At 65.6% G+C, this 23,097-nt stretch carries 19 protein-coding genes and 1 pseudogene; 11 read left to right on the top strand and 9 right to left on the bottom strand.

The window, feature by feature from the left end:
• Nucleotides 1-4 precede the first annotated feature (4 nt).
• Nucleotides 5-1,651, bottom strand: a complete 1,647-nt coding sequence (locus ACODSD_RS17075; protein ID WP_488877898.1) for an acyl-CoA dehydrogenase family protein — start codon at nt 1,649-1,651, stop codon at nt 5-7.
• Nucleotides 1,652-1,708: 57 nt separating this feature from the next.
• Here ACODSD_RS17075 and ACODSD_RS17070 point away from each other — a divergent pair, with 57 nt between their 5' ends.
• Complete coding sequence (locus tag ACODSD_RS17070; protein ID WP_107799414.1) at nt 1,709-2,353, top strand: TetR family transcriptional regulator; 645 nt, start codon at nt 1,709-1,711, stop codon at nt 2,351-2,353.
• An 82-nt stretch (nt 2,354-2,435) separates the two neighbouring features.
• Nucleotides 2,436-3,338 (top strand): 4-hydroxy-tetrahydrodipicolinate synthase, encoded by a 903-nt coding sequence (dapA, locus tag ACODSD_RS17065; protein ID WP_227107962.1) that lies wholly within the window; start codon nt 2,436-2,438, stop codon nt 3,336-3,338.
• A gap of 76 nt (nt 3,339-3,414) precedes the next feature.
• Here the strand turns inward: dapA and ACODSD_RS17060 are convergent, their stop codons facing one another.
• Nucleotides 3,415-3,915, bottom strand: coding sequence for a YajQ family cyclic di-GMP-binding protein (locus ACODSD_RS17060; protein ID WP_019099884.1), 501 nt, complete (start codon nt 3,913-3,915; stop codon nt 3,415-3,417).
• A 55-nt stretch (nt 3,916-3,970) separates the two neighbouring features.
• The gene (locus ACODSD_RS17055) at nt 3,971-4,852 is read right to left on the bottom strand and encodes a MurR/RpiR family transcriptional regulator (RefSeq protein ID WP_235088962.1); all 882 of its coding nucleotides are present in this window, start codon (nt 4,850-4,852) and stop codon (nt 3,971-3,973) included.
• A gap of 332 nt (nt 4,853-5,184) precedes the next feature.
• Here ACODSD_RS17055 and ACODSD_RS17050 point away from each other — a divergent pair, with 332 nt between their 5' ends.
• The 6 genes from ACODSD_RS17050 to ACODSD_RS17025 all read left to right on the top strand — a co-directional run bounded on the left by ACODSD_RS17050 (nt 5,185) and on the right by ACODSD_RS17025 (nt 12,206).
• A complete protein-coding gene (locus tag ACODSD_RS17050) occupies nt 5,185-6,522 on the top strand; it encodes a glutamine synthetase family protein (protein ID WP_486637037.1) in 1,338 nt (445 codons plus the stop codon).
• Nucleotides 6,523-7,908: an aldehyde dehydrogenase family protein gene (locus tag ACODSD_RS17045; protein ID WP_488877897.1), complete on the top strand. Its 1,386-nt coding sequence runs from the start codon at nt 6,523-6,525 to the stop codon at nt 7,906-7,908.
• 4 nt (nt 7,909-7,912) lie between these two features.
• Nucleotides 7,913-9,073, top strand: a complete 1,161-nt coding sequence (locus ACODSD_RS17040; RefSeq protein ID WP_488877896.1) for an iron-containing alcohol dehydrogenase — start codon at nt 7,913-7,915, stop codon at nt 9,071-9,073.
• The gene (locus tag ACODSD_RS17035; RefSeq protein WP_107799420.1) at nt 9,073-9,783 is read left to right on the top strand and encodes a gamma-glutamyl-gamma-aminobutyrate hydrolase family protein; all 711 of its coding nucleotides are present in this window, start codon (nt 9,073-9,075) and stop codon (nt 9,781-9,783) included. Before ACODSD_RS17040 ends, ACODSD_RS17035 begins: the two co-directional genes overlap by 1 nt.
• Nucleotides 9,784-9,928: 145 nt before the next feature.
• On the top strand, nt 9,929-11,467 hold the full coding sequence (locus tag ACODSD_RS17030) for an amino acid permease (protein ID WP_235088968.1): 1,539 nt from the start codon (nt 9,929-9,931) through the stop codon (nt 11,465-11,467).
• 100 nt (nt 11,468-11,567) lie between these two features.
• Nucleotides 11,568-12,206: a LysE family translocator gene (locus ACODSD_RS17025; RefSeq protein ID WP_227107952.1), complete on the top strand. Its 639-nt coding sequence runs from the start codon at nt 11,568-11,570 to the stop codon at nt 12,204-12,206.
• Nucleotides 12,207-12,281: 75 nt separating this feature from the next.
• On the opposite strand, the gene ACODSD_RS17020 is transcribed toward ACODSD_RS17025, so the two are convergent.
• The 5 genes from ACODSD_RS17020 to ACODSD_RS17000 all read right to left on the bottom strand — a co-directional run bounded on the left by ACODSD_RS17020 (nt 12,282) and on the right by ACODSD_RS17000 (nt 17,940).
• A complete protein-coding gene (locus ACODSD_RS17020) occupies nt 12,282-12,485 on the bottom strand; it encodes a DUF2788 domain-containing protein (RefSeq protein ID WP_019099892.1) in 204 nt (67 codons plus the stop codon).
• A gap of 114 nt (nt 12,486-12,599) precedes the next feature.
• The gene (locus tag ACODSD_RS17015; RefSeq protein ID WP_107799422.1) at nt 12,600-13,484 is read right to left on the bottom strand and encodes a DMT family transporter; all 885 of its coding nucleotides are present in this window, start codon (nt 13,482-13,484) and stop codon (nt 12,600-12,602) included.
• A gap of 57 nt (nt 13,485-13,541) precedes the next feature.
• Nucleotides 13,542-14,768 (bottom strand): argininosuccinate synthase, encoded by a 1,227-nt coding sequence (locus tag ACODSD_RS17010; RefSeq protein ID WP_107801798.1) that lies wholly within the window; start codon nt 14,766-14,768, stop codon nt 13,542-13,544.
• Nucleotides 14,769-14,865: 97 nt separating this feature from the next.
• A complete protein-coding gene (gene argF / locus ACODSD_RS17005) occupies nt 14,866-15,789 on the bottom strand; it encodes an ornithine carbamoyltransferase (protein ID WP_107799423.1) in 924 nt (307 codons plus the stop codon).
• 192 nt (nt 15,790-15,981) lie between these two features.
• Nucleotides 15,982-17,940: an aminotransferase class I/II-fold pyridoxal phosphate-dependent enzyme gene (locus ACODSD_RS17000; RefSeq protein ID WP_235088971.1), complete on the bottom strand. Its 1,959-nt coding sequence runs from the start codon at nt 17,938-17,940 to the stop codon at nt 15,982-15,984.
• Nucleotides 17,941-18,155: 215 nt separating this feature from the next.
• Here ACODSD_RS17000 and dinG point away from each other — a divergent pair, with 215 nt between their 5' ends.
• The 3 genes and pseudogenes from dinG (at nt 18,156) to ACODSD_RS16985 (ending at nt 22,085) form a co-directional block, all read left to right on the top strand.
• On the top strand, nt 18,156-20,282 hold the full coding sequence (gene dinG, locus ACODSD_RS16995; protein WP_253314920.1) for an ATP-dependent DNA helicase DinG: 2,127 nt from the start codon (nt 18,156-18,158) through the stop codon (nt 20,280-20,282).
• 126 nt (nt 20,283-20,408) lie between these two features.
• Nucleotides 20,409-20,693 (top strand): annotated as a pseudogene (locus ACODSD_RS16990) (DUF3579 domain-containing protein); the annotation flags it as partial.
• A 210-nt stretch (nt 20,694-20,903) separates the two neighbouring features.
• Nucleotides 20,904-22,085 (top strand): porin, encoded by a 1,182-nt coding sequence (locus ACODSD_RS16985; protein ID WP_488877895.1) that lies wholly within the window; start codon nt 20,904-20,906, stop codon nt 22,083-22,085.
• Between the two features lie 52 nt (nt 22,086-22,137).
• Here the strand turns inward: ACODSD_RS16985 and ACODSD_RS16980 are convergent, their stop codons facing one another.
• Nucleotides 22,138-23,022: a LysR family transcriptional regulator gene (locus tag ACODSD_RS16980; RefSeq protein WP_048412147.1), complete on the bottom strand. Its 885-nt coding sequence runs from the start codon at nt 23,020-23,022 to the stop codon at nt 22,138-22,140.
• Nucleotides 23,023-23,097 lie beyond the last annotated feature (75 nt).

The raw sequence follows: 23,097 nt of genomic DNA, 5'->3' as shown, positions 1-23,097 counted from the left end.
CGACTCAGACCGGCAAGGCGCGCTGCAGGATAGCCTCGATATCCAGCCAGCTTCCGTTCAGCGCGCCGGCCACCCGCCCCCATTGCCCGTCGTCCAAGCGGCTGGCGATGAAACCCTGGGCCGAAGCCGACGGCGTATGGCGCGCCAACAGGCAGGCTTGCGCGGTCAGCGCCAGCAATTGGGCGAAACGCCGCCCCAAAGGCTCAAGCTCGGCCGGCCTGGCGGCCATCTGGCGCAATTGCGCCAGCGCCGCCACCAGCGCCGGCTCGCCGCCGGACAGGCCGGCCAAATCCTCCAGCAGCGCCTGCCAGGCTTCGGGCTCGCGCTGCAGCGCGCGGATCAGATCCAGGCACATCACATTGCCGGAGCCCTCCCAGATCGAATTCAACGGCGCTTCGCGATACAGGCGCGCCATCGGTCCGTCGACATAGCCGTTGCCGCCGAACACTTCCATCGCCTCGCCGCTGAGCTCCACCGCGCGCTTGCACACCCAGAACTTGGCCGCCGGCGTGACGATGCGCTTCCAACCCCGCTGCGCCGGCGCGTCCTCTCGTTCAAAGGCCTCGGACAAGCGCGCCGCCAATTGCAGCGCCGCCTCGCTTTCCAGCGCCAGGTCCGCCAACACCGCGCGCATCAGCGGCTGCTCGGCCAGCCGCTTGCCGAAGGCCATGCGCCGCCGCGCGTAGGCCAGCGCCTGCACCGCGCCCTGGCGCAGCAGCGCGGCGCTGCCGATCACGCAGTTGAGCCGGGTGTAGCCGGCCATTTCGATGATGGTGGGAATGCCGCGGCCCTCCTCGCCGATCAGCACGCCCCAGGCGTCCTGGAACTCCACCTCGCAACCGGCGTTGCTGCGATTGCCCACCTTGTCCTTCAGGCGCTGGATCCGCACCGCGTTGCGCTCGCCGTCCGGCCGCCAGCGCGGCAGATAGAAGCAGCACGGCGCGCCGTCGGCGGTTTTGGCCACCACCAGATGGGCGTCGCACATCGGCGCCGACCAGAACCACTTATGGCCGCGCAGCAGGTATTCTCCGCCGCGGCCCCCGGCGCCCAAGGGCGTCGCCTGGGTGGTGTTGGCGCGCACGTCGGAGCCGCCCTGCTTCTCGGTCATGCCCATGCCTATCCAGGCCGACGTCTTGCGTTCCAGCGGCAGATCGCGGCTGTCGTGAACGCGGCTGAACAGCTTGTCGCCCAGCTGCGCCCACAGCGCCGGCTCGCGCCGCAGCAAGGGAATGGCGGCCTGGGTCATCGTCGCCGGGCACAAGCTGCCGGCCTCCACCTGGCCATGCAGATAGAGGCCGGCCATCGCAGCGGTCCAGCGGCCCGGCCGCTGACTGTCGAAAGGCAGGCTCACCAGACCCTGCTCACGATACAGCGCCAAGAACTGGTGCCAGGCCGGGTGGGAATCCACCTGCTCGACGCGACGGCCGCGGCGGTCGAAAGCCCGCAACTCCGGCGCATGGCGGTTGGCTTGCTCGGCCAGTTCGAAGCTGTCCGCCCGCCCCAGGCGCTCGCCGTAGGCGCTGAGCCCGGCCTCGGCCCAGCCCGCGTCGGCGCGCCGCAGCGCCTCGCGCAAAGCCGGGTCGCTGTCGTACAGCGAGTAATCCGCCAGTTCTTCGTACTGGTTGCTCACTTCATGGGTTTGCCAGATCATCGTTCCGTCTCCTCGCGCCGCGTTCGCGGCCATGACGAAAGTATAAGGAAAGCGGCGATGCGACATGTTCGGGTTTCCCCCACCGCGGCGCAGCAAGCCGAACAGGCCGCGCCGGCCACGCGCCGGCGTCCGCGCCAGTCGCGTTCGCGCGCCAGCCTGATCGCGCTGCAACAGGCCTTTGTTCAGGTTTTGCTCACGCGCGGCTACGCCAAAACCACGGTGCGCGAGGTGGCCGCCGTCGCCGGCGTGGCGGTCGGCACCTTTTATCAGTACGTGCGCAATATGGACGGCCTGGCCGCGCTGTGCATCCATCAGCATGTGCACGCGCTGGCCGGCGCGCTGCGCCAATGCGCCGCCGCCCGCCGAGGCGCGGATCGTCGCGATATCGCCGCCGCGCTGCTGGCCTTGCAACTGGACACGATCCAACGCCAGGCGCCGGCCTGGAACGCGCTGTTCCTGCTGGAGCGCCGGGTCTCCCCGATGGACGCCTACCGCCGCCACTACCAGCAATACGTGGACATCTGGCGCGCCGCATTGGCCGCCGCCGCCGAGCCGCCGCCGCGGCTGGACGCCGCCGCGCGCATGGCTCACTGTCTTTGCTACGGAAGCATTTCGCAGGCCTTGCTGACCCAAGGGCCGACCGCGGATCTCGCGGCCCTGCGCCCGGAATTGGAAGCGGCGCTCAAGGCCTGCCTGGGCTGAAACCGCGGGAAAGGCGTCGCAATAAGGAGTAGAATCGGCCGCAGCCGCCGCCAAGGCGGCCAAGAAGAACAAAGGAAGCAAAATGACAGAACATTGGGGCAAGGTGCTGACCGCCATGGTCACGCCCTTCGACGAAGCCGGCCGGCTGAATCTGGACGCGGCGCGGCAACTGGCCAGACATCTGGCGGCCAACGGCAGCGACGGCCTGGTGGTGGCGGCCACCACCGGCGAGGCGCCGACGCTGAGCGACGAGGAACGCCGCGATCTGGTGCGCGCGGTCAGCGAGGCGGTGACCATCCCGGTGCTGGCCGGCACCGGCAGCAGCCACACCGAACACGCGATCGCGCTGACGCGCGAGGCCGCCGGCCTGGGCGCCGCCGGCGTCTTCGTGGTCGGCCCCTATTACAACCGCCCGCCGCAAGCCGGCATCGAAGCCCATTTCCGCGCGGTGGCCGCGGCCACCCGGCTGCCGCTGATGGTCTACGACGTGCCGGGCCGCACCGGCCGCCGCATCGCCGCCGACGTGCTGCTGCGGCTGTTCCGCGAGGTGGACAATATCGTCGCCTTCAAGGACGCCACCGGCGACCCGGCCGCGGCGGCCGCGCTGCTGGCCGCCGCCGGCGAGCACTTCTCGCTCTACTCCGGCGACGACGCGCTGACCCTGCCCTTGCTGGCGGTGGGCGCAGTGGGCGTGGTCGGCACCTCCACGCACTGGACCGGGCCGGAGTTCGCCCGCATGATCGCCGCCTTCGAACAGGGCGACACGGCGCAGGCGCGGCGCGTCAACGCCGGCTTGCAGGAATCCTTCGCCTTCTCCAACACCGACGCTTCGGTGTTTTCGATGTCGGTGAAAGCCATGCTGCGGGTGCAGGGTCTGCCGGTGGGCCAATGCCGGCTGCCGCTGCCGCCCACCGGCGCCGCCGAGGAGGAACAGGCGCGGCTGGTATGGGAGCGGCTGCAGCTGCGCCGCGCCGCCGCCTGTTAAAGCGGAACGGCAATGAAAAAAGGAGCCTGTCGGCTCCTTTTTTCATTTCGCGCGTGTTCATGTCGCGCGGCGGCGTTCAATCGCGGAAGTTGTTGAACTGCAGCGGGAAGCCGTTTTCCTTGTCGTCGGCGATTTCCTTGCGCATCAGCGCGATGCATTCCTGCAGCACGTCGCGCTTGGCGCCGGACACGCGCACCGCTTCGCCCTGGATGCTGGCCTGCACCTTGAGCTTGGCGTCCTTGATCAGTTTGACGATTTTCTTGGCCAGATCGGATTCCAGGCCTTCTTTCACCGTCAGCACTTTCTTCACCTTGTTGCCGCTGACTTTTTCCAGCTTGCCGTACTCCATGCAGCGCACGTCCACGCCGCGCTTGGACAGCTTGTTCACCAGAATGTCGTTGACCTGGTCCAGTTGAAACTCGGCGTCGGCGTACAAGGTCAGTTCCTTGTCTCCGGTTTCGATGCGGGCGTCGCTGCCCTTGAAGTCGTAACGGGTGGACACCTCTTTATTGGCTTGCTCCACGGCGTTGCGCACTTCCACCTTGTTCACTTCGGACACGATATCGAAAGACGGCATGAAATATTCCTAATAATGCTTGATGCCGACATTTTAGAGGCTGGCTCCGCCCTTGTCACTCGGCCGCCCGTTCGTTGCCCTCGCCGCCTTCGCCCAAACGCGCCCGCATCGCTTCCACCTCCTTGAGCCGGCCGCTGATGCGGTCCCAATGCCGCGCGTTCAGGGCGGCGATCACCGCGTCCACCAGCATCATCAGCGGCGTGTTGCTGTCCCAGCCGGCCGGTCCGGCGGTGTGCGCCGCCAAGGTGTAGCGCGCCACGCGCGCCACCGGCGACAGCCACTGATCCGTGAACAGCAGCACGCTGGCCTTGCGCTGCGCCGCCATTTCCGCGATGCGCAGCGCGTCGTCCCAGTAGCGGCGGATGTCGAAGATCACCAGCACGTCCGGCCGGCCCATGTCCACCAGCGAATCCGCCCAGCTTGCCGGCACCCCGCGCAAATGCACCACGTCCGGCCGCACCACTTTCAGATGGTGGCAAAGATAGGCCGCCAGCGGATCGGTCAACCGCCCGCCCAGCAGCCAGATCCGGTGCTTGCGCTCGCCCAGCAGGTCCACCGCGCCGTCGAACTCGGCGCGCGGCACCTGGGCCGCGGTCTGGCGCATCAGCTCGGCGATGCGCTCGGCGTGGCTGGCCAGAAAATCATGATCGCCCTGCAACTGTCCCGGATCATGGCGCATCAGCGGCGATTGCAAACGCAATTCCAGTTCTGCGCGCAGCGCGGACTGGAAGGCGGCGTAATTGTCGAAACCCAGCTTGCCGATCAGGCGCAGCACCGTCGGGCCGCTGACGTCGGCGCGCTGCGCCCATTGCGCGATGGTTTCCAGGCCGGCCACCGGGTAGTTGGCCAGCAGCGCCCGTCCCACCTTGCGTTCGGTGGGGGTCAGCGCTTCGAACAGCGCGCGGACTTGCTCCGCGATCGAGCGACTTTGGCTCATTCTGTTGCCCCTTTGGCGATGCACGACTGCCCTCGTGCCGCGCAGCATAACAGCGCCGGTGTAAAAACGGCATTGTGTCATTGCGCCCACACTGCCGCCCTGATTCTAATATTTATTACAAATTTGGCTTGATTCATTTTTTTTTAACGAATAATACTACCCAAACAACATGGCGGCGACAAAAAAGCAGCCCGCAAGGCAGCGATAAATCACCGCCAAAACAGACAGTTGCAAGCCAGACGATGAACGCTCGGCCGGTATCGGGGAAGTTAGACCGCGGCAATCAGGGAGAGACAGCGATGGAAGCACGCGACGTAAAGACAATCGCGGATTTGAAGGTTTTGATCGAAGAACGCCGCCTGAGTCAGATCAAGGTGGGCCTGGTGGACATGGACGGGGTGATGTGCGGCAAATACATGTCGCGCGACAAATTCCTGTGCGCCCTGGAAGGCGGCTTCGGCTTCTGCGACGTGGTGTTCGGCTGGGACGTGGGCGACAAGTTGTACGACAACACCCTGCTCACCGGTTGGGGCCGCGGCTACGGCGACGCCGAGGTGAGGCTGATTCCCGAATCCTGCCGCGACCTGCCGCTGGAAGGCGATATGATCTTCGTCCAGGGCGAGGTGGTGGGCCGGCTGGAAAGCCTCTGTCCGCGCGGCCTGCTGCGCCGGGTGCTGGAGCGCGCGCGCGACATGGGCTTCGACGTGCTGGCCGGCTTCGAATACGAGTTTCTGGCGGTGGATGAAGACAACGACGCGCTGCAGCAGCGGCTGTACCAACACCCCAAGCCGCTGGGCAGCGGCGCCTTCGGCTACTCCATTCTGCGCAGCTCGGTAAACACCGACTTCTACCGCGCGCTGCTGGACCTGTGCGAGCGGATGCAGATGCCGATCGAAGGCCTGCACGAGGAAACCGGACCCGGCGCGCTGGAAGCCGCGCTGTGCGTGGACAACGCCTTGCGCGCCGCCGACAACGCCGTCTGTTTCAAGACCTTCTCCAAGGTGCTGGCGGAGAAACAGGGCCGCATGCTCTGCTATATGGCCAAGTGGCACCAGGAGCAATCCGGCCAGGGCGGCCACATCCATATCTCGCTGCGCCGCCGCGACGGCGGCGACAGCGCCTTCCACCAGCCGGGCCGCGAACACGCGATCAGCGACGCGATGCGCCACTTCATCGGCGGCATCCAGCGGCTGATGCCGGAATTCATGAGCCTGGCCGCGCCCACGGTCAACAGCTTCCGCCGGCTGGTGCCCGGCTATTGGGCGCCCACCAGCTCGCTATGGGGCGTGGACAACCGCACCGTGGCCATCCGCGCGATTCCCGGCAGCGCCAAATCGCAACGCGTCGAATACCGCCTGCCCGGCGCCGACAGCAACCCCTATCTGGCGCTGGCCAGCGGCCTGGCCGCCGGCCTCTACGGCATCGAACACCGGATCGAGCCGGAAGAACCGGTCAGCGCCAACGGCTATCTGCTGGACGCGCCGCCCCATTTGAAACTTCACCGCACCTTGTGGGAGGCCGCTCAGGCGCTGCGCGGCTCCGCCGCCGCCCGCGACTGGTTCGGCGACGACTTCGTCGATCACTTCGCCGCCACCCGCGAATGGGAGGAACGCGAGTTCCAGCGCCATGTCACCGACTGGGAATTGAAACGCTACTTCGAGATCATCTAAATGAGCGAAAACTACTCCGTCATCACCCCGCTGGACGGTTCCACCCTGCTGCAGCGCGGCTACACCAGCCCGGTCCAGACCCAGGCCGCGCTGGACGCCGCCCGCGCCGCCCAGGCCGGCTGGCGCGCCACCCCGCTGGCCGAACGCAAGGCTTTGATCGGCCGGACGGTGGACTGGCTGATCGCCCACAAGAGCGACTGCGCCGACGCCGTCACCCGCCAGATAGGCCGGCCCATTCGTCAGTCCCCCGGCGAGATCGGCGGCCTGGCCGAGCGCGCGCGCCATATGCTGGACATCGCCGAGGAGGCGCTGGCCGACCTCCACCCCGCGCCCAAGCCCGGCTTCGAGCGCTGGCTGCGCCGCGAACCGCTGGGCACGGTGCTGGTGCTGGCGCCGTGGAACTACCCCTTCCTCACCGCCATCAACACCATCGCGCCGGCGCTGGCCGCCGGCAACTGCGTACTGCTCAAGCACTCCTCGCAAACCCCGCTGATCGCCGATCTGTTCCGCCAGGCCTGCGCCGCCGCCAGCCTGCCCATCGGCGTGTTCCAGACCCTGGAGCTGGACCATGCCGCCACCTTGAAACTGACGGCCGCGCCGGAGATCGACTTCGTCGCCTTCACCGGCTCGGTCAGCGGCGGCCGCGCGGTGCAAAAGGCGGCCGCCGAGCGCTTCATCGGCGTCGGCCTGGAACTGGGCGGCAAGGACCCGGCCTATGTGCGCGCCGACGCCGACCTGCCGGCGGCGATAGAAAACCTGGTGGACGGCGCTTTCTTCAATTCCGGCCAGTCCTGCTGCGGCATCGAACGCATCTATGTGCAGCGCCAGCGCTACCGCGACTTCGTCGACGGCTTCGTCGAGCTGACCCGGACCTATCGCTTCGGCCATCCGCTGGACCCGGACACCAATCTGGGACCCATGGTGCGCGCCGGCGCCGCCGACTTCGTGCGCGGCCAGATCCAGGCGGCGCTGGCCGCCGGCGCGCGCGCGCTGATTCCGGCCGGCCATTTCGCCGCCGACGCGCCGGGCAGCGCCTATCTGGCGCCGCAAGTGCTGGTGGACGTGGACCACGCCATGAGCGTGATGCGCGAGGAGAGCTTCGGCCCGGTCATCGGCATCATGGCCGTGGACTCCGACGAGGAGGCGCTGCGGCTAATGAACGACAGCGCCTACGGCCTGACCGCCTCGATCTGGACCGCGGACCGCGACGCCGCCGTCCGCCTGGGCCAGCAACTGGAGACCGGCACCGTGTTCATGAACCGCTGCGACTACCTGGACCCGGCGCTGGCCTGGACCGGGGTCAAGGACACCGGCCGCGGCGTGTCCTTGTCCACGCTGGGCTATCAGCAGCTGACCCGGGTCAAATCCTTCCATCTCAAGGGGTAAGGCGATGCAACTGCAAGGCAACTGGAACTATCCGACCAGCATCCGCTTCGGCGCCGGCCGCGCCGCCGAACTGCCGGCGCTGTGCCGCGAACTGGGCATGCGCCGCCCGCTGCTGGTCACCGACCCCGGCCTGGCCCGGCTGCCGATGCTGGCCCGGCTGCGGAGCTTGCTGAGCGACGCCGGCCTGGAGACCGCCTTGTTCAGCGATATGCGCCCCAATCCGGTGGGCCGCGACGTCGACGCCGGCGTCGCCGCCTTCCGCGATGGCCGCCACGACGGGGTGGTCGCCGTCGGCGGCGGCAGCGCACTGGACGTAGGCAAGGCCATCGCTTTGATGTCCGGACAAAAACGCCCGCTGTGGGACTTCGAGGACGTGGGCGACAACTGGCTGCGCGTCGATCCCGCCGGCGTCGCGCCCACGCTGGCGGTGCCCACCACCGCCGGCACCGGCTCCGAGGTGGGACGAGCGTCCTTGATCATCGACGAAGCCGCGCACCGCAAGGTCATCATCTTCCACCCGGCCATGCTGCCCAAGCTGGTGCTGGCGGACCCGGAACTGACCGTCGGCCTGCCGCCGGCCCTGACCGCCGCCACCGGCGTCGACGCGCTGGTGCACAATCTGGAAGCCTTCTGCTCCCCGTTCTATCACCCCATCGCCCAGGGCGTGGCGCTGGAAGGCATGCGGCTGGCGCACGACTGGCTGCCGGCGGCCCACGCCGACGGCAGCAATCTGGAAGCCCGCGCCCAGATGCTGTCCTGTTCCATCATGGGCGCCACCGCCTTCCAGAAAGGCCTGGGCGGCGTGCACGCGCTGGCGCATCCCATCGGCGCGGTGTTCGACACCCACCACGGCCTGGCCAACGCCGTGCTGCTGCCCTATGTGCTGGTGCGCAACCGGCCGGCGATAGCCGAACGGCTGAGCGCCGCCGCCCGCTACCTGGGCCTGGCCGACGCCGGCTTCGACGGTTTCCTGGCCTGGGTGCTGCAATTGCGCGCCGGCCTGGGCATTCCGCACACCCTGGCGGAGATCGGCATCGGCGCGGACGCCGCCGCCGACATCGGCCGCATGGCCAAGGCCGACCCCAGCGACGGCGGCAACCCCTTGCCCCTGTCCGCCGACGACTACCGCGCGATCTTCCTCGCCGCGCAGCAAGGCAGGCTGTGATGAGGCGCCCGCTGATCGGCCTGACCACCTACCCGGCCACGCCCGAGCACGGCTACCACACGCCGCTGGAATACGTGGCGGCGGTGGTGCGCGCCGGCGGCGCGCCGGTGCAATTGCCGGCGCTGGGCCCGGAGATGGTGGACGGCTGGCTGGACAAGCTGGACGGCGTGGTGCTGATCGGCGGCGGCGACATCGACCCGGCCCGCTTCGACCGCGACGGCCACCCGACCATTTACAACCTCAGCCCGGAGCGCGACGCCACCGAAATCGCGCTGGCGCGCGCGCTGCTGCAGCGCAAGCTGCCGACGCTGGCGATCTGCCGCGGCCTGCAAATCCTCAACACCGTGCTGGGCGGCAGCCTGCACCTGCACCTGCCGGACGTGGTGGGCGAGGCCGTGCCCCATCGCGCGCCGCCGCGCGTGCCGACGCCGCACCCGGTGCGCGTCGCCGCCGATTCCTGCCTGGCGGGCCTGATCGGCACCGAAGTCCTCACCCAGTCCTGGCACCACCAGGCGATAGACCGCCCCGGCCACGGCGTGGTGCCGGTGGCCTGGGCGCCGGACGGCGTGATCGAGGCGATAGAAATCGCCGACTTTCCCCAGTTGATCGCGGTGCAATGGCACCCCGAGCTCTCCGCCGAGCGCGACAGCGGCCAGCAAAGGCTGTTCGACGCGCTGGTCACCATGAGCGGAACGCCGCCGCCCGGCTGAGCGCCGCCGCGCCTCGCTTCTGAAATAGACACGAAGCCCGGATCACCGGGCCAGGGCCCGGCCGGCCTCCGCCGCCGTTCGGGCGCCGGCGCGTACGCGCGCCCAGGCGGAAAACCACAGACATGCACAATGAGAGAGGAACATCATGGAACCAGTTCGGCATGAGTCCGCGCCCGTCGGCGAGGACGAGAAACTGTTGCACAGCATGGGTTACGCTCAGGAGTTGTCCCGACGCATGAGCGGCTTTTCCAACTTCGCCATCTCCTTTTCCATCATCTGCGTGCTGGCCGGCGGCATCACCGCCTTCCCGGCCGGACTCAGCGCCGGCGGCGGCGCGGCCATCGGCATAGGCTGGCCGCTGGGCGCGCTGTTCGCCGCCATCGTCGCCGCGGCCATGGCCCAGATCGCCTCCGCCTACCCCACCGCCGGCGGGCTTTACCACTGGGCGTCCATTCTGGGCGGCAAGGGCCTGGGCTGGACCACCGCCTGGATCAATCTGCTGGGACTGATCTTCGTCACCGCCGCGGTCAATTTCGGCGTTTACGATCCCTTCTTCAAAACCCTGGTCGCGCCGCTGCTGGGCCTGAATCCGGAACAGCTGGGCTGGGGCCATCAGACCTTGTTTCTCGCCGTGGTGGCGCTGAGCCAGGCCTGGCTCAACCACCTGGGCATCAAGCTCACCACCCGGCTGACCGATCTGTCCGGCTATCTGATCTTCGTCGTCACCCTGGCCCTGGTGGTGTCGCTGCTGATCTACGCGCCCGGACCGCTGGACTTCTCCCGCCTGTGGACCTTCCACAATTACAGCGGCGCCGACGGCGGCGCCTGGCCGCGGATGGACAATACGGTGATGGTGTTCCTGGCCGGCCTGCTGCTCACCGTCTATACCCTGACCGGCTACGACGCCTCCGCCCACACCTCGGAGGAGACCCGCGAAGCGGCGCGCAATGTGCCCAAGGGCATCTTGCGCTCGGTGCTGTGGTCCGGCGTGTTCGGCTATCTGATGATCTGCGCCTTCGTGCTGGTGCTGCCGGACCTGGGCGCTGGAGTCAAGGCCGGCATGGGCTTTTTCGATCTGCTGCTGAGCGCGCTGCCGCCGGCCTTGAAGGCGGCGCTGGGCATAGGCATCTTTCTGGTCAACTATCTGTGCGGCCTGGCCTGCCTGACCTCCACCTCGCGCATGATGTACGCCTTCGCCCGCGACGGCGGCCTGCCGGCCTCGCGCTGGCTGCGCCAGGTGCATCCGCAACACCGCACTCCGGGCCCGGCGATCTGGGTCAGCGCCGCGCTCGCCATCGCCGCCACCTTGTACGGCGACGCCTTCCTGGTGCTGTCCACCGGCGCCGCGGTGTTCCTGTACATTTCCTACATCCTGCCGTCCGCCGCCGGCCTGTTCGCCGAGGGCCGCAGCTGGACCCACAAGGGGCCGTTCGATCTGGGCCGGGCGTCCAAACCCATCGCCGCGCTGGCCACGCTGGGCGGCGCGGTGCTGGTCTTCGTCGGCATCCAGCCGCCGAATGAGAAGGTCTTGTACCTGACCGTCGCGCTGCTGCTGGTGCTGGCCTTGTTCTGGTTCGCGCTGGGCGTGCGCAAGCAATTCAAGGGACCGCCCACCGGTCAGCGCATCCAAGGCCATCAAGCGCATATCCGCGAAATCGAAAGCGCGCTGGACGAGGCAGGCTGAACGCGCAGTCCAAAGGGAGACCGGCGCGGCCGGACAAAGCGCTTGTCTCCCGGCGGCAAATGCGGAATCATCCGGACACGAACCACCGCCAGAGAAGCCCATGCTCGTCACCCCGGAACAATTGCTCGCCTTCACCGCCGCCGCGATGCTGATCACCCTGTCGCCCGGCCCGGACAATCTGATGGTGCTGAGCCAGGGCATCGCCCGCGGCCGCCGCCAGGGCATGGCCTTCGGCCTGGGCTGCGCCTTGGGCTGCCTGAACCACACGGTGCTGGCCGCGCTCGGCGTCAGCGCGCTGATCGCCGCCTCCCCGCTGGCCTTCACGCTGCTGAAGTTCGCCGGCGGCGGCTATCTGATCTATCTGGGCTGGCAGGCGCTGCGCAGCCCCGGCGCCAGCTTCCAGGCCGGCGCCGCCGGGCGGGACGCCGCGCCGCTGGCCGCCACCTTCCGCAAAGGCCTGATCGCCAATGCGATCAACCCCAAAGTGGTGCTGTTCTTCCTCGCCTTCCTGCCGCAATTCGTCAACCCGGCCCAGGGTCCGGCCGGGCTGCAGATCGCCGCGCTCGGCCTGGTCTTCACGCTGCAAGGCGCGCTGATCTTCGGCTGCCTCGGCTATTTCTCCGGCACCATCGGCCAATGGCTGTCCAAGAGCCGCCGCGCCAGCCAGTGGCTGGACCGCATCGCCGGCAGCGTGTTCATCGCGCTGGGCTTGAAGCTGATACTGGACCGCGGTCACTAGCGGCTAGCGAGTTTTCCAGGGGCCATAAAAAAGCCGGCAAGCAAGCTTGCCGGCCGTTCGCTGTCTCGCGAGCCTTCATTTCTGGATCAGGAACTCCACCAGCACGTTCTTGAACAGGAAGCCGGACACGCCGAAGCCCAGCACCAGGAACAGGATGAACATGCCCATCTTGCCGGCCTGAGCCTTCTTGCCCAGGTCCCAGATGATAAAGCCCATGAAAATGATCAGGCCGCCCAGGCACACGATCATGGAAATATTGGTGAATTGTTCTTCCGACACTTGTTGTCCTTTGCGTCCACAGCAGATCACGGACCGGCGGGGTCTTAGCGATGCGCCCCGCCTGGCCGTAATAAGATACTCGCCATCGCCCTCCGGCTCAATGCCCGCGCGCGCCTATCGGCGCCAGCGCAACCTCTGCAGCACCAGGGCGACACCCAGCGCGGCCAACAGCATGCCGCCCACCGCCAGCAGACTCAATTGCTCGTCGAACAGCCACCAGGCCTGCACCGCGGCCAGGCCCGGCGTCAGATAGAAATAGCTGGCCACCTTGCTGACATCGCCGTCTTTCAGCATGCGCATCAGCAGCAGGATGGCGAGCACCGACAGCGCCAGCACGCTCCAGCCCAGGGCCAGCGCCAGTTGCGCGTTCCAGTGGATGGCCTCGCCGCGCTCCAGCCCCAGGGCCAGCGCGCCGGTAATCAGAAAGGCCGCCAGGTATTGATGGAAGGCGCCGGTCAACGGATGCACGCCCTGGCCGAAGCGTTTCTGGTACAAGGTGCCGGCGGTGATCGCGCACAAGGCCAGCGCGGTCAGCCACAGGCCGGGATTGGCGCCTAACTGCAAGCCCTTGCCGCCCAGCACCACCAGCAGCGCGCCGCCAAAACCTGTCGCCAGGCCCAGCCATTGCATGCGGCTCAGCCGCTGCTCGCCCATCAGCCAGCTCAGTATCGCAGTCAGTATCGGCTGCAGGCCGACGATCAGCGCGGTAATGCCGGCCGGCACCGCCAGCTTGATGCCGGCGAAGCTGGCGCCCAGATAAAGGCCGTGCAGCATCGCGCCGCAAGCCCATTGGTGCTTGGCCGCCGCCAGGCCCGGCCAGGCGGGCCGGAAGCAGGCGATCAGCGCGCCGAAGCACAGCAGGGTCAGACCCATCCGTATCGCCAAAAAGGTGAACGGGCCGATGAAAGGCAGGCCCAGCTTGGCGCCGATGAAGCCGGTGCTCCACAGCAGCACGAAGGCCCAGGGGATCCAGGCATTGGATCGATGATTGGTTTCCATATTTTGCGTCATTAAAAAAAGCCCCCTGCGGGGGCTCTTGGGGTCCAACGCGGCGCTTTAGCCGCGTTTCTGTTTGGCGTTGCCGGCAATCCGCATCCGCAGCGCGTTCAGGCGGATGAAACCGGCCGCGTCGGCGTGATTGTAAGCCCCGCCGTCTTCGTCGAAGGTGGCGATGGCGGGGTCGAACAGCGAGTCGGTCTTGGATTCGCGGCCCACCACGATCACATTGCCCTTGTACAGTTTCAGCCGCACCCAGCCGTTGACCGTGGCCTGGGAGGCGTCGATCATGCCTTGCAGCATCAGACGCTCCGGGCTCCACCAGTAGCCGGTGTAGACCAGCTTGGCGTACTTGGGCATCAGTTCGTCCTTCAGGTGGGCCACTTCGCGGTCCAGGGTGATGGATTCGATCGCGCGGTGCGCCTTCAACATGATGGAGCCGCCCGGGGTTTCGTAGCAGCCGCGGGACTTCATGCCCACATAGCGGTTTTCCACGATGTCCAGCCGGCCGATGCCGTGCTTGCCGCCCAGGCGGTTCAGCTCGGTCAGCACCTGGGCCGGGCTCATCGCCACGCCGTTGATCGCGGTGATGTCGCCCTTCTCATAGCTCAGCTCGATGTATTCGGCCTGATCCGGCGCGTTCTCCGGGCTCACCGTCCACAGCCACATATCCTCTTCCGGCTCCGCCGCCGGGTCTTCCAGCACCGTGCCTTCATAGGAGATGTGCAGCAGGTTGGCGTCCATCGAATACGGGCTGCCGCCGTTCTTCTTCTTGCTGATGTCGATGCCGTGGGTTTCCGCGTAGTTCAGCAGTTTTTCCCGCGACAGCAGATCCCATTCGCGCCACGGCGCGATCACCTTGACGTCCGGCTTCAGCGCGTAATAGCCCAGCTCGAAGCGCACCTGATCGTTGCCCTTGCCGGTGGCGCCGTGAGACACCGCGTCGGCGCCCACCTGGTTGGCGATCTCGATCTGGCGCTTGGCGATCAGCGGCCGCGCGATCGAGGTGCCCAGCAGGTATTCGCCTTCGTAAACGGCGTTGGCGCGGAACATCGGGAACACGAAATCGCGGACAAACTCCTCGCGCAGATCGTCAATGAAGATGTTTTCCGGCTTGATGCCCAGCGACACCGCCTTCTTGCGCGCCGGTTCCACTTCTTCGCCCTGGCCAATGTCGGCGGTGAAGGTCACCACCTCGCATTGATAGGTATCCTGCAGCCACTTGAGAATTACCGAAGTATCCAGACCGCCGGAATAAGCCAGTACCACTTTCTTGATGTCAGACATTTTGTATTCTTTCAAATCCATTGATTGCCGGATCCGGCCCGCGCCTGGCGCGGCCTTGCCGAATCGCGTAAACGGCGGGCTCGCCCGCGTCGTCAGTTCAGTCGTAGCGCTGGCCCAGCAGCAGGAACTCGATCAGCGCCTTCTGCACGTGCATGCGGTTTTCCGCCTCGTCCCAGACCACGCTCTGCGGCCCGTCTATCACCGCGGCGGCCACTTCCTCGCCCCGGTGCGCCGGCAAACAGTGCATGAACAAGGCGTCCGGCTTGGCCAGCTTCATCAGCTCCGGCGTCACTTGGTAGTCGCGGAAGGCTTCCAGCCGCGCTTCCTTCTCCGCCTCGAAGCCCATGCTGGTGAACACATCGGTGGTCACCAGGTCCGCGCCGGTCGCCGCATGGCTGGCGCTGTGGCTGGGTTCGAAGTGCTCGGGGCCGTAATGCTGGCCGTCCAAGGCCTTGAGCTCGAAGCCCACCGGCGTCGCCACCTTGAGCTTGAAGCCCAGGATGCGAGCCGCCTGCAGCCAGGTGCGGCAGACATTGTTGCCGTCGCCTATCCAGGCCACGGTCTTGCCCTTGATCGAGCCGCGCTGCTCGATGTAGGTGAAGATGTCCGCCAGAATCTGGCACGGGTGGTATTCGTTGGTCAGGCCGTTGATCACCGGCACCTTGGAATGCGCGGCCAGCCGCTGCACCAGCGCCTGCTCATAGGTGCGGATCATGATGATGTCGCTCATCCGCGACAGCACGCGGGCGGTGTCCTCGATGGGCTCGCCGCGGCCCATCTGCGAGCTTTGCGAGTCCAGGAACATCGCGTGGCCGCCCAGTTGCGCCATGCCCGCTTCGAAAGAAACGCGGGTGCGGGTGGAGTTCTTCTCGAACACCATGGACATCACCTTGCCGACGAGCGGCTGGTACAGCTGGCCGTCGCTACGTCGTCGTTTCAGGACCTTGCTGCGCTCGAAGAGATGGCGGTATTCCTCGTGGGTCAGGTCGCTGAATTGCAAGTAATGCCTAGGGGACGTCATGGTGCTCCATTTCAAAAAAAAAGCCACCGCGCGTTCGACACCGTTTCAGTGTCCTTCATGCGCGATGGCACATTACTACACGCTGGTCTCAAGTCATTCACAGGCGTCGCAAGCATGCCTACGCAAAGCGCATGATTTACATAATTGCGACAAGACTTATATTTATCGGAAATCAGCCTGTCTGACAAGCATTCATTTGAACAAGGCGCGTCCAGGCAGTTGCGCCAGCTCCCCTTCTTTGAGCACTCGCAGCAAAAACTCGCCGCCATCCTCGGCCAAACCGTGCATTTCTATGGATTTCTGGGTTTTTTGCAGCCGCGCCAAATACGCGAGAATGGTGTCGTCTATCACCTGGCCGGGCACCAGCACCGGAATGCCGGGCGGATACGGCACGATCTGGTCGCAGCAGACCCGTCCGACCAGGGCCGCGTTGGGGCGGCCATCGTCGTCCAGCAGCGGCAAGCGCTCGCCGGCCTCGTAAAAAGCGTCGCGCGGCAAGCTGGCCAGACTGGAGAAACGCGGAATCTCCGGCATCCTTCCCAGCGGTCGCGGCGGGCGCTTTTCCTTGGCCAGACGCAGCATGGCATCATAAAGCCGCGACACCTTGCTGCGGGTGGTGCCCAGGGTCAGCAGCAGGGTGATGGTGCTGAACGTGGATTTCTCCACCTGGATGTTGTAGCGCTCGAACAGCGCCTGCTGCAATTCGTCCGCGGTGAAGCCTGACTGGGTGATGTCCACGGTCAGCTTGGTCGGGTCCAGCTGGATGCCGTCCTCCCTCACCTCCTCCGGCAATAGGTCCGACAGTTCCAGCACCCGGAAAGCGCCGGTGGAGTTGATCTTGTCGCGCAACTCCTGCGCCAGCTTCAGCGTGCGGTCCAGCAGCCGGTAGCCCTCCATCACCGCCTGTTTGCGCGCCACGTCCAGGCTGGCGATCAGGTTGTACTGCGGGCTGGTCGACGCGTGCATATTGAAGTTCTCGCGGAACAGATGCGCGTCGAAGCCGGGGTCGTTGACGTGGATCATGCTGGCCTGGGAGAACGCCGACAGCACCTTGTGCGTGCTCTGGGTCACGTAGTCGGCGCCGGACTCCAGCGCCGTCGGCCGGAACGCCGGGTGGAAACGGGCGAAGCCGTACCAGGCCTCGTCGACGATGACCTTGATGCCCTGCTCGTGCGCGGCCTCGATGATGGGCTTCAGATCGTAACGCAGCCCGTCGTAGGTGCAGGAGGTCAGGATCAGCACCCGCGCGTCGGGGTTGGCGTCGATCGCGGCGAAGATGGTTTCCTTGGGCACCGGTCCGAAAATGCCGAACTGCTTGTTGATCGAGGAATCCAGATACACCGGCAGCGCGCCGGACAGGATCACGCCGTGATGCACCGATTTGTGACAATTGCGGTCCAGCAGCAGCTTGTCGCCGGGCGCCAGCAAGGTCTGGAAAATCACTTTGTTGGAGGTGGAGGTGCCATTGGTGGCGAAGTAGGTGCGCTTGGCGCCGAAGGCCTTGGCCGCCAGCATCTGCGCCTCCTCTATCACCCCGGTGGGGTGCAGCAGAGAATCCAGCATCGGCACCGACACCGACAGGTCGGCGCGCAGCATGCTCTCGCCGACGAAGTCGTGAAAATCGCCGACCCAGGGGCTGCCTTTCAAGGAATCGCCGCCGGAATGGCCCGGCGTGTGCCAGGAATCCTTGGCCATGCGCACGTATTGCTTGAGCTTGTCGTAGAACGGCGTCGCGGACTTTTCCGCCAGCTCCGCCGACAGAATGCGGAACCAGCCGTGGAAATCCAGCTCGTCGCGGTAGAAATAGCCGTCCACCGCGTGGCTGGCCAGGTCTTCCACCAGCGCGCGCTCGTCGTCGTCGAACAATAAGACATACAGCGAAATTTCCGGACGGAAGGCGCTGATGCGGTTGGCCAGCTGCGCCGCCGCCTGACTGACGCCCTTCTCCTGCAACTGCTTGTCCACCAGCACCACCTGGACGTCGCCGTCTCGGGCGATCTGATCCAGCGCGTCCTGACTGCGCGCGACGCCGACGAAAGTCAGGCCGTAGGGGTTTTCCAGCCGGACCGCGGCGGCGCCCAGTCCGGCCAGCACATCGGCCTGCCATTTGGCGTCGTCGCTGACCACCAGCACTCGGCTAACGGGTGTCATGATCGGGTTTCTCCTGTTGATATTGCTTTGCGCTGTTATTGATGGATTTGTCTGCCTAAGTCGCTCGCGCAATTTCGCTTGTTTTTATATTTGCCTATCCTATCCACATCCGCGCGTCGCCGTCATTTTGCAGTCGCACATCAGGATTTCCCCATATTCGACGCCCGGCTTGGCGCGGCCAGACAAGGCCGCCCCCTTGCGGTACAATCGCCGCCATGCTGACCCCTGCTGAAAAAGACGCGATTCGCGACCATTACCGGACCATAGCCGACAACTTGCCGGGCTTCCGCCCGCGCGCCGCGCAACGCCGCATGCTGGCGGAGATCGCCAACGCGCTGTCGCGCAGCAAGGACAAGGAAGGCGACGACTGGCCGGAGCGCGCCGGCGAAAGCATCGCCGTGATCGAAGGCCCCACCGGGGTCGGCAAAAGCCTGGCCTATCTGCTGGCCGGCGGCGTGATGGCCAAATCCCGCGCCAAGAAGCTGGTGGTCACCAGCGCCACCGTCGCCCTGCAAGAGCAGCTGGTCAACCGCGACCTGCCCTTCGTCGTCGAAAACAGCGGCCTGCCGCTGACCTTCGCCCTGGCCAAGGGCCGCGGCCGCTATCTGTGTCCGCAGCGCATTTACGCGCTGACCGCCGAGAACGCCCAAGGCCAGCTGCTGGATCTGGACCCGACGCTGGCGCTATGGGACCGCAAGCCGGAAGCCGGCGAAATCGAAACCCTGCGCCAGCTGGCCGACGCCTTCTATTACCGCCGCTGGAACGGCGACCGCGACGCCTGGGAAAGCGTGATAGAGGACGGCCTGTGGTCGCGCGTCACCAACGACCGTCACGGCTGTTTGAAAGCCGCCTGTCCCAACCGGCCGGAATGCCCGTTCTATCTGGCGCGCGACGTGCTGGAAAACGTGGACGTGGTGGTGGCCAACCACGACCTGATGCTGGCCGACGTGTCCATGGGCGGCGGCGTCATCCTGCCGGCGCCGGAAGAAAGTTACTACTGTATCGACGAGGCGCACCACCTGGCCAAAAAGGCGGTTAACCAGTTTTCCGCCGAACATTCGCTGGCTCAGGCCATGTCCTGGCTGGACAAAGTGGCCGCCGCCGCCATCCGCGTGGAGGCGCTGACCGACAAGGTGGACATCGTCAGCCAGGCGATAGAAGCCGCCAGCGCCTGCTCCGAAACGCTGACCGAGTGGCTGTGGCTGCTGGAAGGCGAAGACGCGCTGGCCGCCTCCAGCGACAATCTGGAGCCCACCTGGCTGATAGAGGACGGCGTGCTGCCGGAACGCTTCCAGGGCCCCACCGCCAATATGGCCACCTCGGCGCGCTCGCTGTTCAAACAGCTGAGCCTGCTGACCGACGCGCTGGGCGAGGCGCGCAAGGACAAGGGCGGCGAAGCGGCGCAAGTCGACAAGACCGCCTCCGACCTGGGCTTTCTGACCGCGCGCGCCGAACAACTGCTGGCGGTGTGGGAGTTGTTTGAAAAAGAAACCGAGCCCGCCAGCCCGCCCATCGCCAAATGGATCACCCGCCGCGCCGAGGGCAAGGGCGATTACCTGTTCTCCGCCTCGCCGGTCAGCGCCGCCGCCAGCCTGGCCGCCACGCTGTGGCGCCGCGCCGCCGGCGCCATCCTGACCTCGGCCACGCTGCGCTCGCTGGGCGAATTCGACCTGCTGCTGTCGCAGACCGGCCTGAAATGGATGCCGGAAGTCAGCTGCGTGGCGCTGGACTCCCCTTTCAATTTCGACGAGCAGGGCGAGCTGTATCTGCCGCCGATGCTGGCCAGCCCCAAGGACGCCGGCGGCCATACCCGCGAAATCGTGGAATGGCTGCCCAAGCTGATCGATGTGAAAGAACCGGTCGGCACCCTGGTGCTGTTCTCCTCCCGCAAACAAATGCAGGAGGTCGCCGCCGGCCTGCCGGCCGCGCTGCGCGAGCGGCTGCTGATTCAGGGCGAAATCCCCAAGAGCCTGCTGATAGAACAGCACCATCAGCGGCTGAAACAGAGCGAACCCAGCGTGATCTTCGGCCTGGATTCCTTCTCCGAAGGCCTGGACCTGCCCGGCGAAAGCTGCGTGCACGTGATTATTGCCAAACTGCCGTTCGCAATGCCGGACGATCCGGTAGGCAAAACCCTGTCGCGCTGGATAGAGAAACGCGGCGGCAATCCCTTCATCGAGATCACGGTGCCGGAAGCTTCGATCAAGCTGGTGCAGGCCGTGGGCCGGCTGATCCGCACCGAACGCGACTACGGCCGCGTCACCATTCTGGACAACCGCTTGCAAAAACAAAGCTACGGCAAGCGGCTGCTCGCCTCGCTGCCGCCATTCAAGCGCATCTGATTTTCGGGTAAAATGCTAAATATTCAGCAACAAACAAAACGCCTGAACATAAAACGCCAAGTGCAAATCGCTTAGCAGACGATAAAAAACAGGCTAAACCAAAAGCAAACACTCCGGTCCACCGCCATGATCTGCAATCCATACGAAATAGTCATCCAGGGCATCACTTCCGAGGGGCGCACCTTCCGCCCCAGCGACTGGGCCGAACGCCTGGCCGGCATCCTAGCCTCCTTCGACGATCAGAAACTGCACTACCACGCCCATGTCCGCCCGATGATGCTGGACGGCGTGCGCTGCGTGGCGGTGGACAAAAAACTGGAGAAAATCAGCCCGCAGGTGTTTTGCTTTCTGATGGACTTCGCCAAGGACAACGATCTGCGCATCGTCGATTGCCGCACCCTGCTGGACGAGGTCTACCCCAATCAATTCTTGGCGTAATTGCAACACTACCCCTGTCCGAATTGTCTTGATGCAACAACATTGCAACACCCACGTCATATTTTGTGGCTAAACTAAGACATGTGTTGTGGCGATACCGCACTTATCTACTATAGATATTGCAGGTCCGCCAGCTTCGGCACCTGACTTTAGTAAAGCAAAAACTGACTTGGAGCATTCAAGATGCAAAAGAAAAATCTGGCAGCCCTGCTTGCCGCAATGTTCGCCTTGCCCGTTGTCGCCCACGCTGACGTAACCATCTACGGTTTCCTCAGCGGCGGCATCGAATCGAGCAAAGCCACCGGTTCCGGCGGCAGCGAATACAGCAGCCGCACCCGCATCGTCGACCACAACTCCCGCATCGGCTTCAAGGGCTTTGAAGACATCGGCGGCGGCACCAAGGCGATCTGGCAGGTGGAAAACAGCCTGCGCAACTTCGAACAAGGCGGCACCGACGACAAAGGTCAAACCGCGACCTTCGCCACCCGCAACACCTTCATCGGCCTCGACAACGGCGACTTCGGCCGCGTGCTGCTGGGTCGGCACGACTCCGCCTACAAGATGTTCACCGGCAGCGGCAACAGCGCGCTGGGCACCGACCTGATGGTCAACACCACCGCCGACAACTTCGGCAGCAGCTCGGTCAACAGCCGCGGCGAAGCGCGTATGGCCAACTCGGTTCACTACTTCTCCCCGAGCTGGGCCGGCTTCAAGCTGGGCGCGTCCTGGGGCGTGGATGAAAACCGCGTATCCGGCAACGACTCCAAACGCATCTCCCTGGGCCTGGGCTACACCTGGCAAGGCCTGAACCTGGCCGCCGCCTGGGATCGCCAGTACGATACGGCGGTTACGGCCAACAGCAACACGTACAACACCTCCAGCAGCAACAGCCCGGCGGTACTGTCGCTGAACTCCGGCAAGAACGTCACCTTCTACGGCCTGGCTGCCAGCTATAAGTTCGACACCGGCACCTTCGTCGGCGGCAACTACGAATGGGGCACCTACGACCAGGTAGGCGGCGGCCAAGTTAAGCAAGACGACTGGCTGATCGCTCTGGGTCAGGACTTCGGCGCGGCTTCGGTCAAGCTGTCCTACGGCCAGCTGGGCACGCTGAAGAACACCTCCGCCGGCGTTAACGGCGACGACTTCAAGGCCAAGCAATGGACTCTGGGCGGCACTTACAACCTGTCCAAAACCACCCAAGTACTGGCTTACTACACCAAGATCAGCAACAACGCCAAGGCCAAGGCCAACTTCGCCAACAACCCGGTATACGATGCAGGCACTCTTGGCACCTCTTCTGCCTCTCTGACCGCCGGCAACGACCCGCAAGCCTTCGGCGTAGGCTTCAAGATCGCCTTCTGATCCTGAACGACTGCCGTTCCAATCACGCCGCCGGCCCTGCCGGCGGCGTTTTTCATTTGCTCAGGCTGGCGCGCAAGGCCTCGATCGCGTAACGCACTTTGGCCGGCTGAATGTCGCGGCGCGGCGTCACCGCGTAAATCGCCAGCGGCGGCAAGCTCCACTCCGGCAATACTCGCAATAAGCGGCCGTCGGCCAGTTCCTGACGTATCTCCGGCTCCGGCTGCACCGCCACCCCCATGCCGGCCAGCACGAACTGGCGCGCGGCGACGATATTGTTGCTGACCAGGCGCGCGTCCGGCTCGGCGGTGAAGCGGCTGCCGTCAGCGTGCTCGAAGGCCAGCCAACCCAGCTTGCGGTCAGACAAAGCCACCCACTGCAGCGCGGACAATTGCTCCGGCCGCGTGATCGCCGGCTGACGCGCGAGATAAGCCGGCGACGCGCACAGCACATTGGGCCAGTCCGCGAGGTGGCGCGCCACCAGGCTGGAGTCCTTGAGCACGCCGGCGCGCAAAGCCAGATCGATGCGGTTGTCCACCAGATCTATCATTTCATCGTGGAAGAACAAACGCAGCTTCAGGCCCGAGTGCGCGCTCAGCAGCGGCGTCAGCGCCTCGCTCAACAAGGCACCGGCAAAACCGGTGGGCGCGGCGATGCGCAGCTCGCCCACCGGCGCGTCGCGCAGCTCCAGCAAACGCTGCTCGGCCAGCTGCGCCGCGGCCAGCATATCGGCGCAGCCCTGATAGAACAGGCTGCCGGCCTCGGTCAGCGTCAGCTTACGCGTGGTCCGGTGCAGCAGGCTGACGCCGTGCTGCTGCTCCAGCTTGCTGATGTGCTGGCTGACCGCCGACGGCGTCATGCCCAGTTCGCGCGCCGCGCCGTTCATCGAACCCTTGTCCACCACCATGGCGAAGACCGCCATCCGTCTCAACGCATCCATTATTAAGCCCATCTAAACTATCAATCTTATTTTTGCCGGATTATCGCTCTATAATCAAGCTGCTATTCTGAACGC

The sequence above is a fragment of the Chromobacterium sp. FG22 genome (assembly GCF_057809415.1).
Note: the sequence above shows the minus strand (reverse complement) of the source record. Positions and strands in the feature narration are given on the sequence as shown.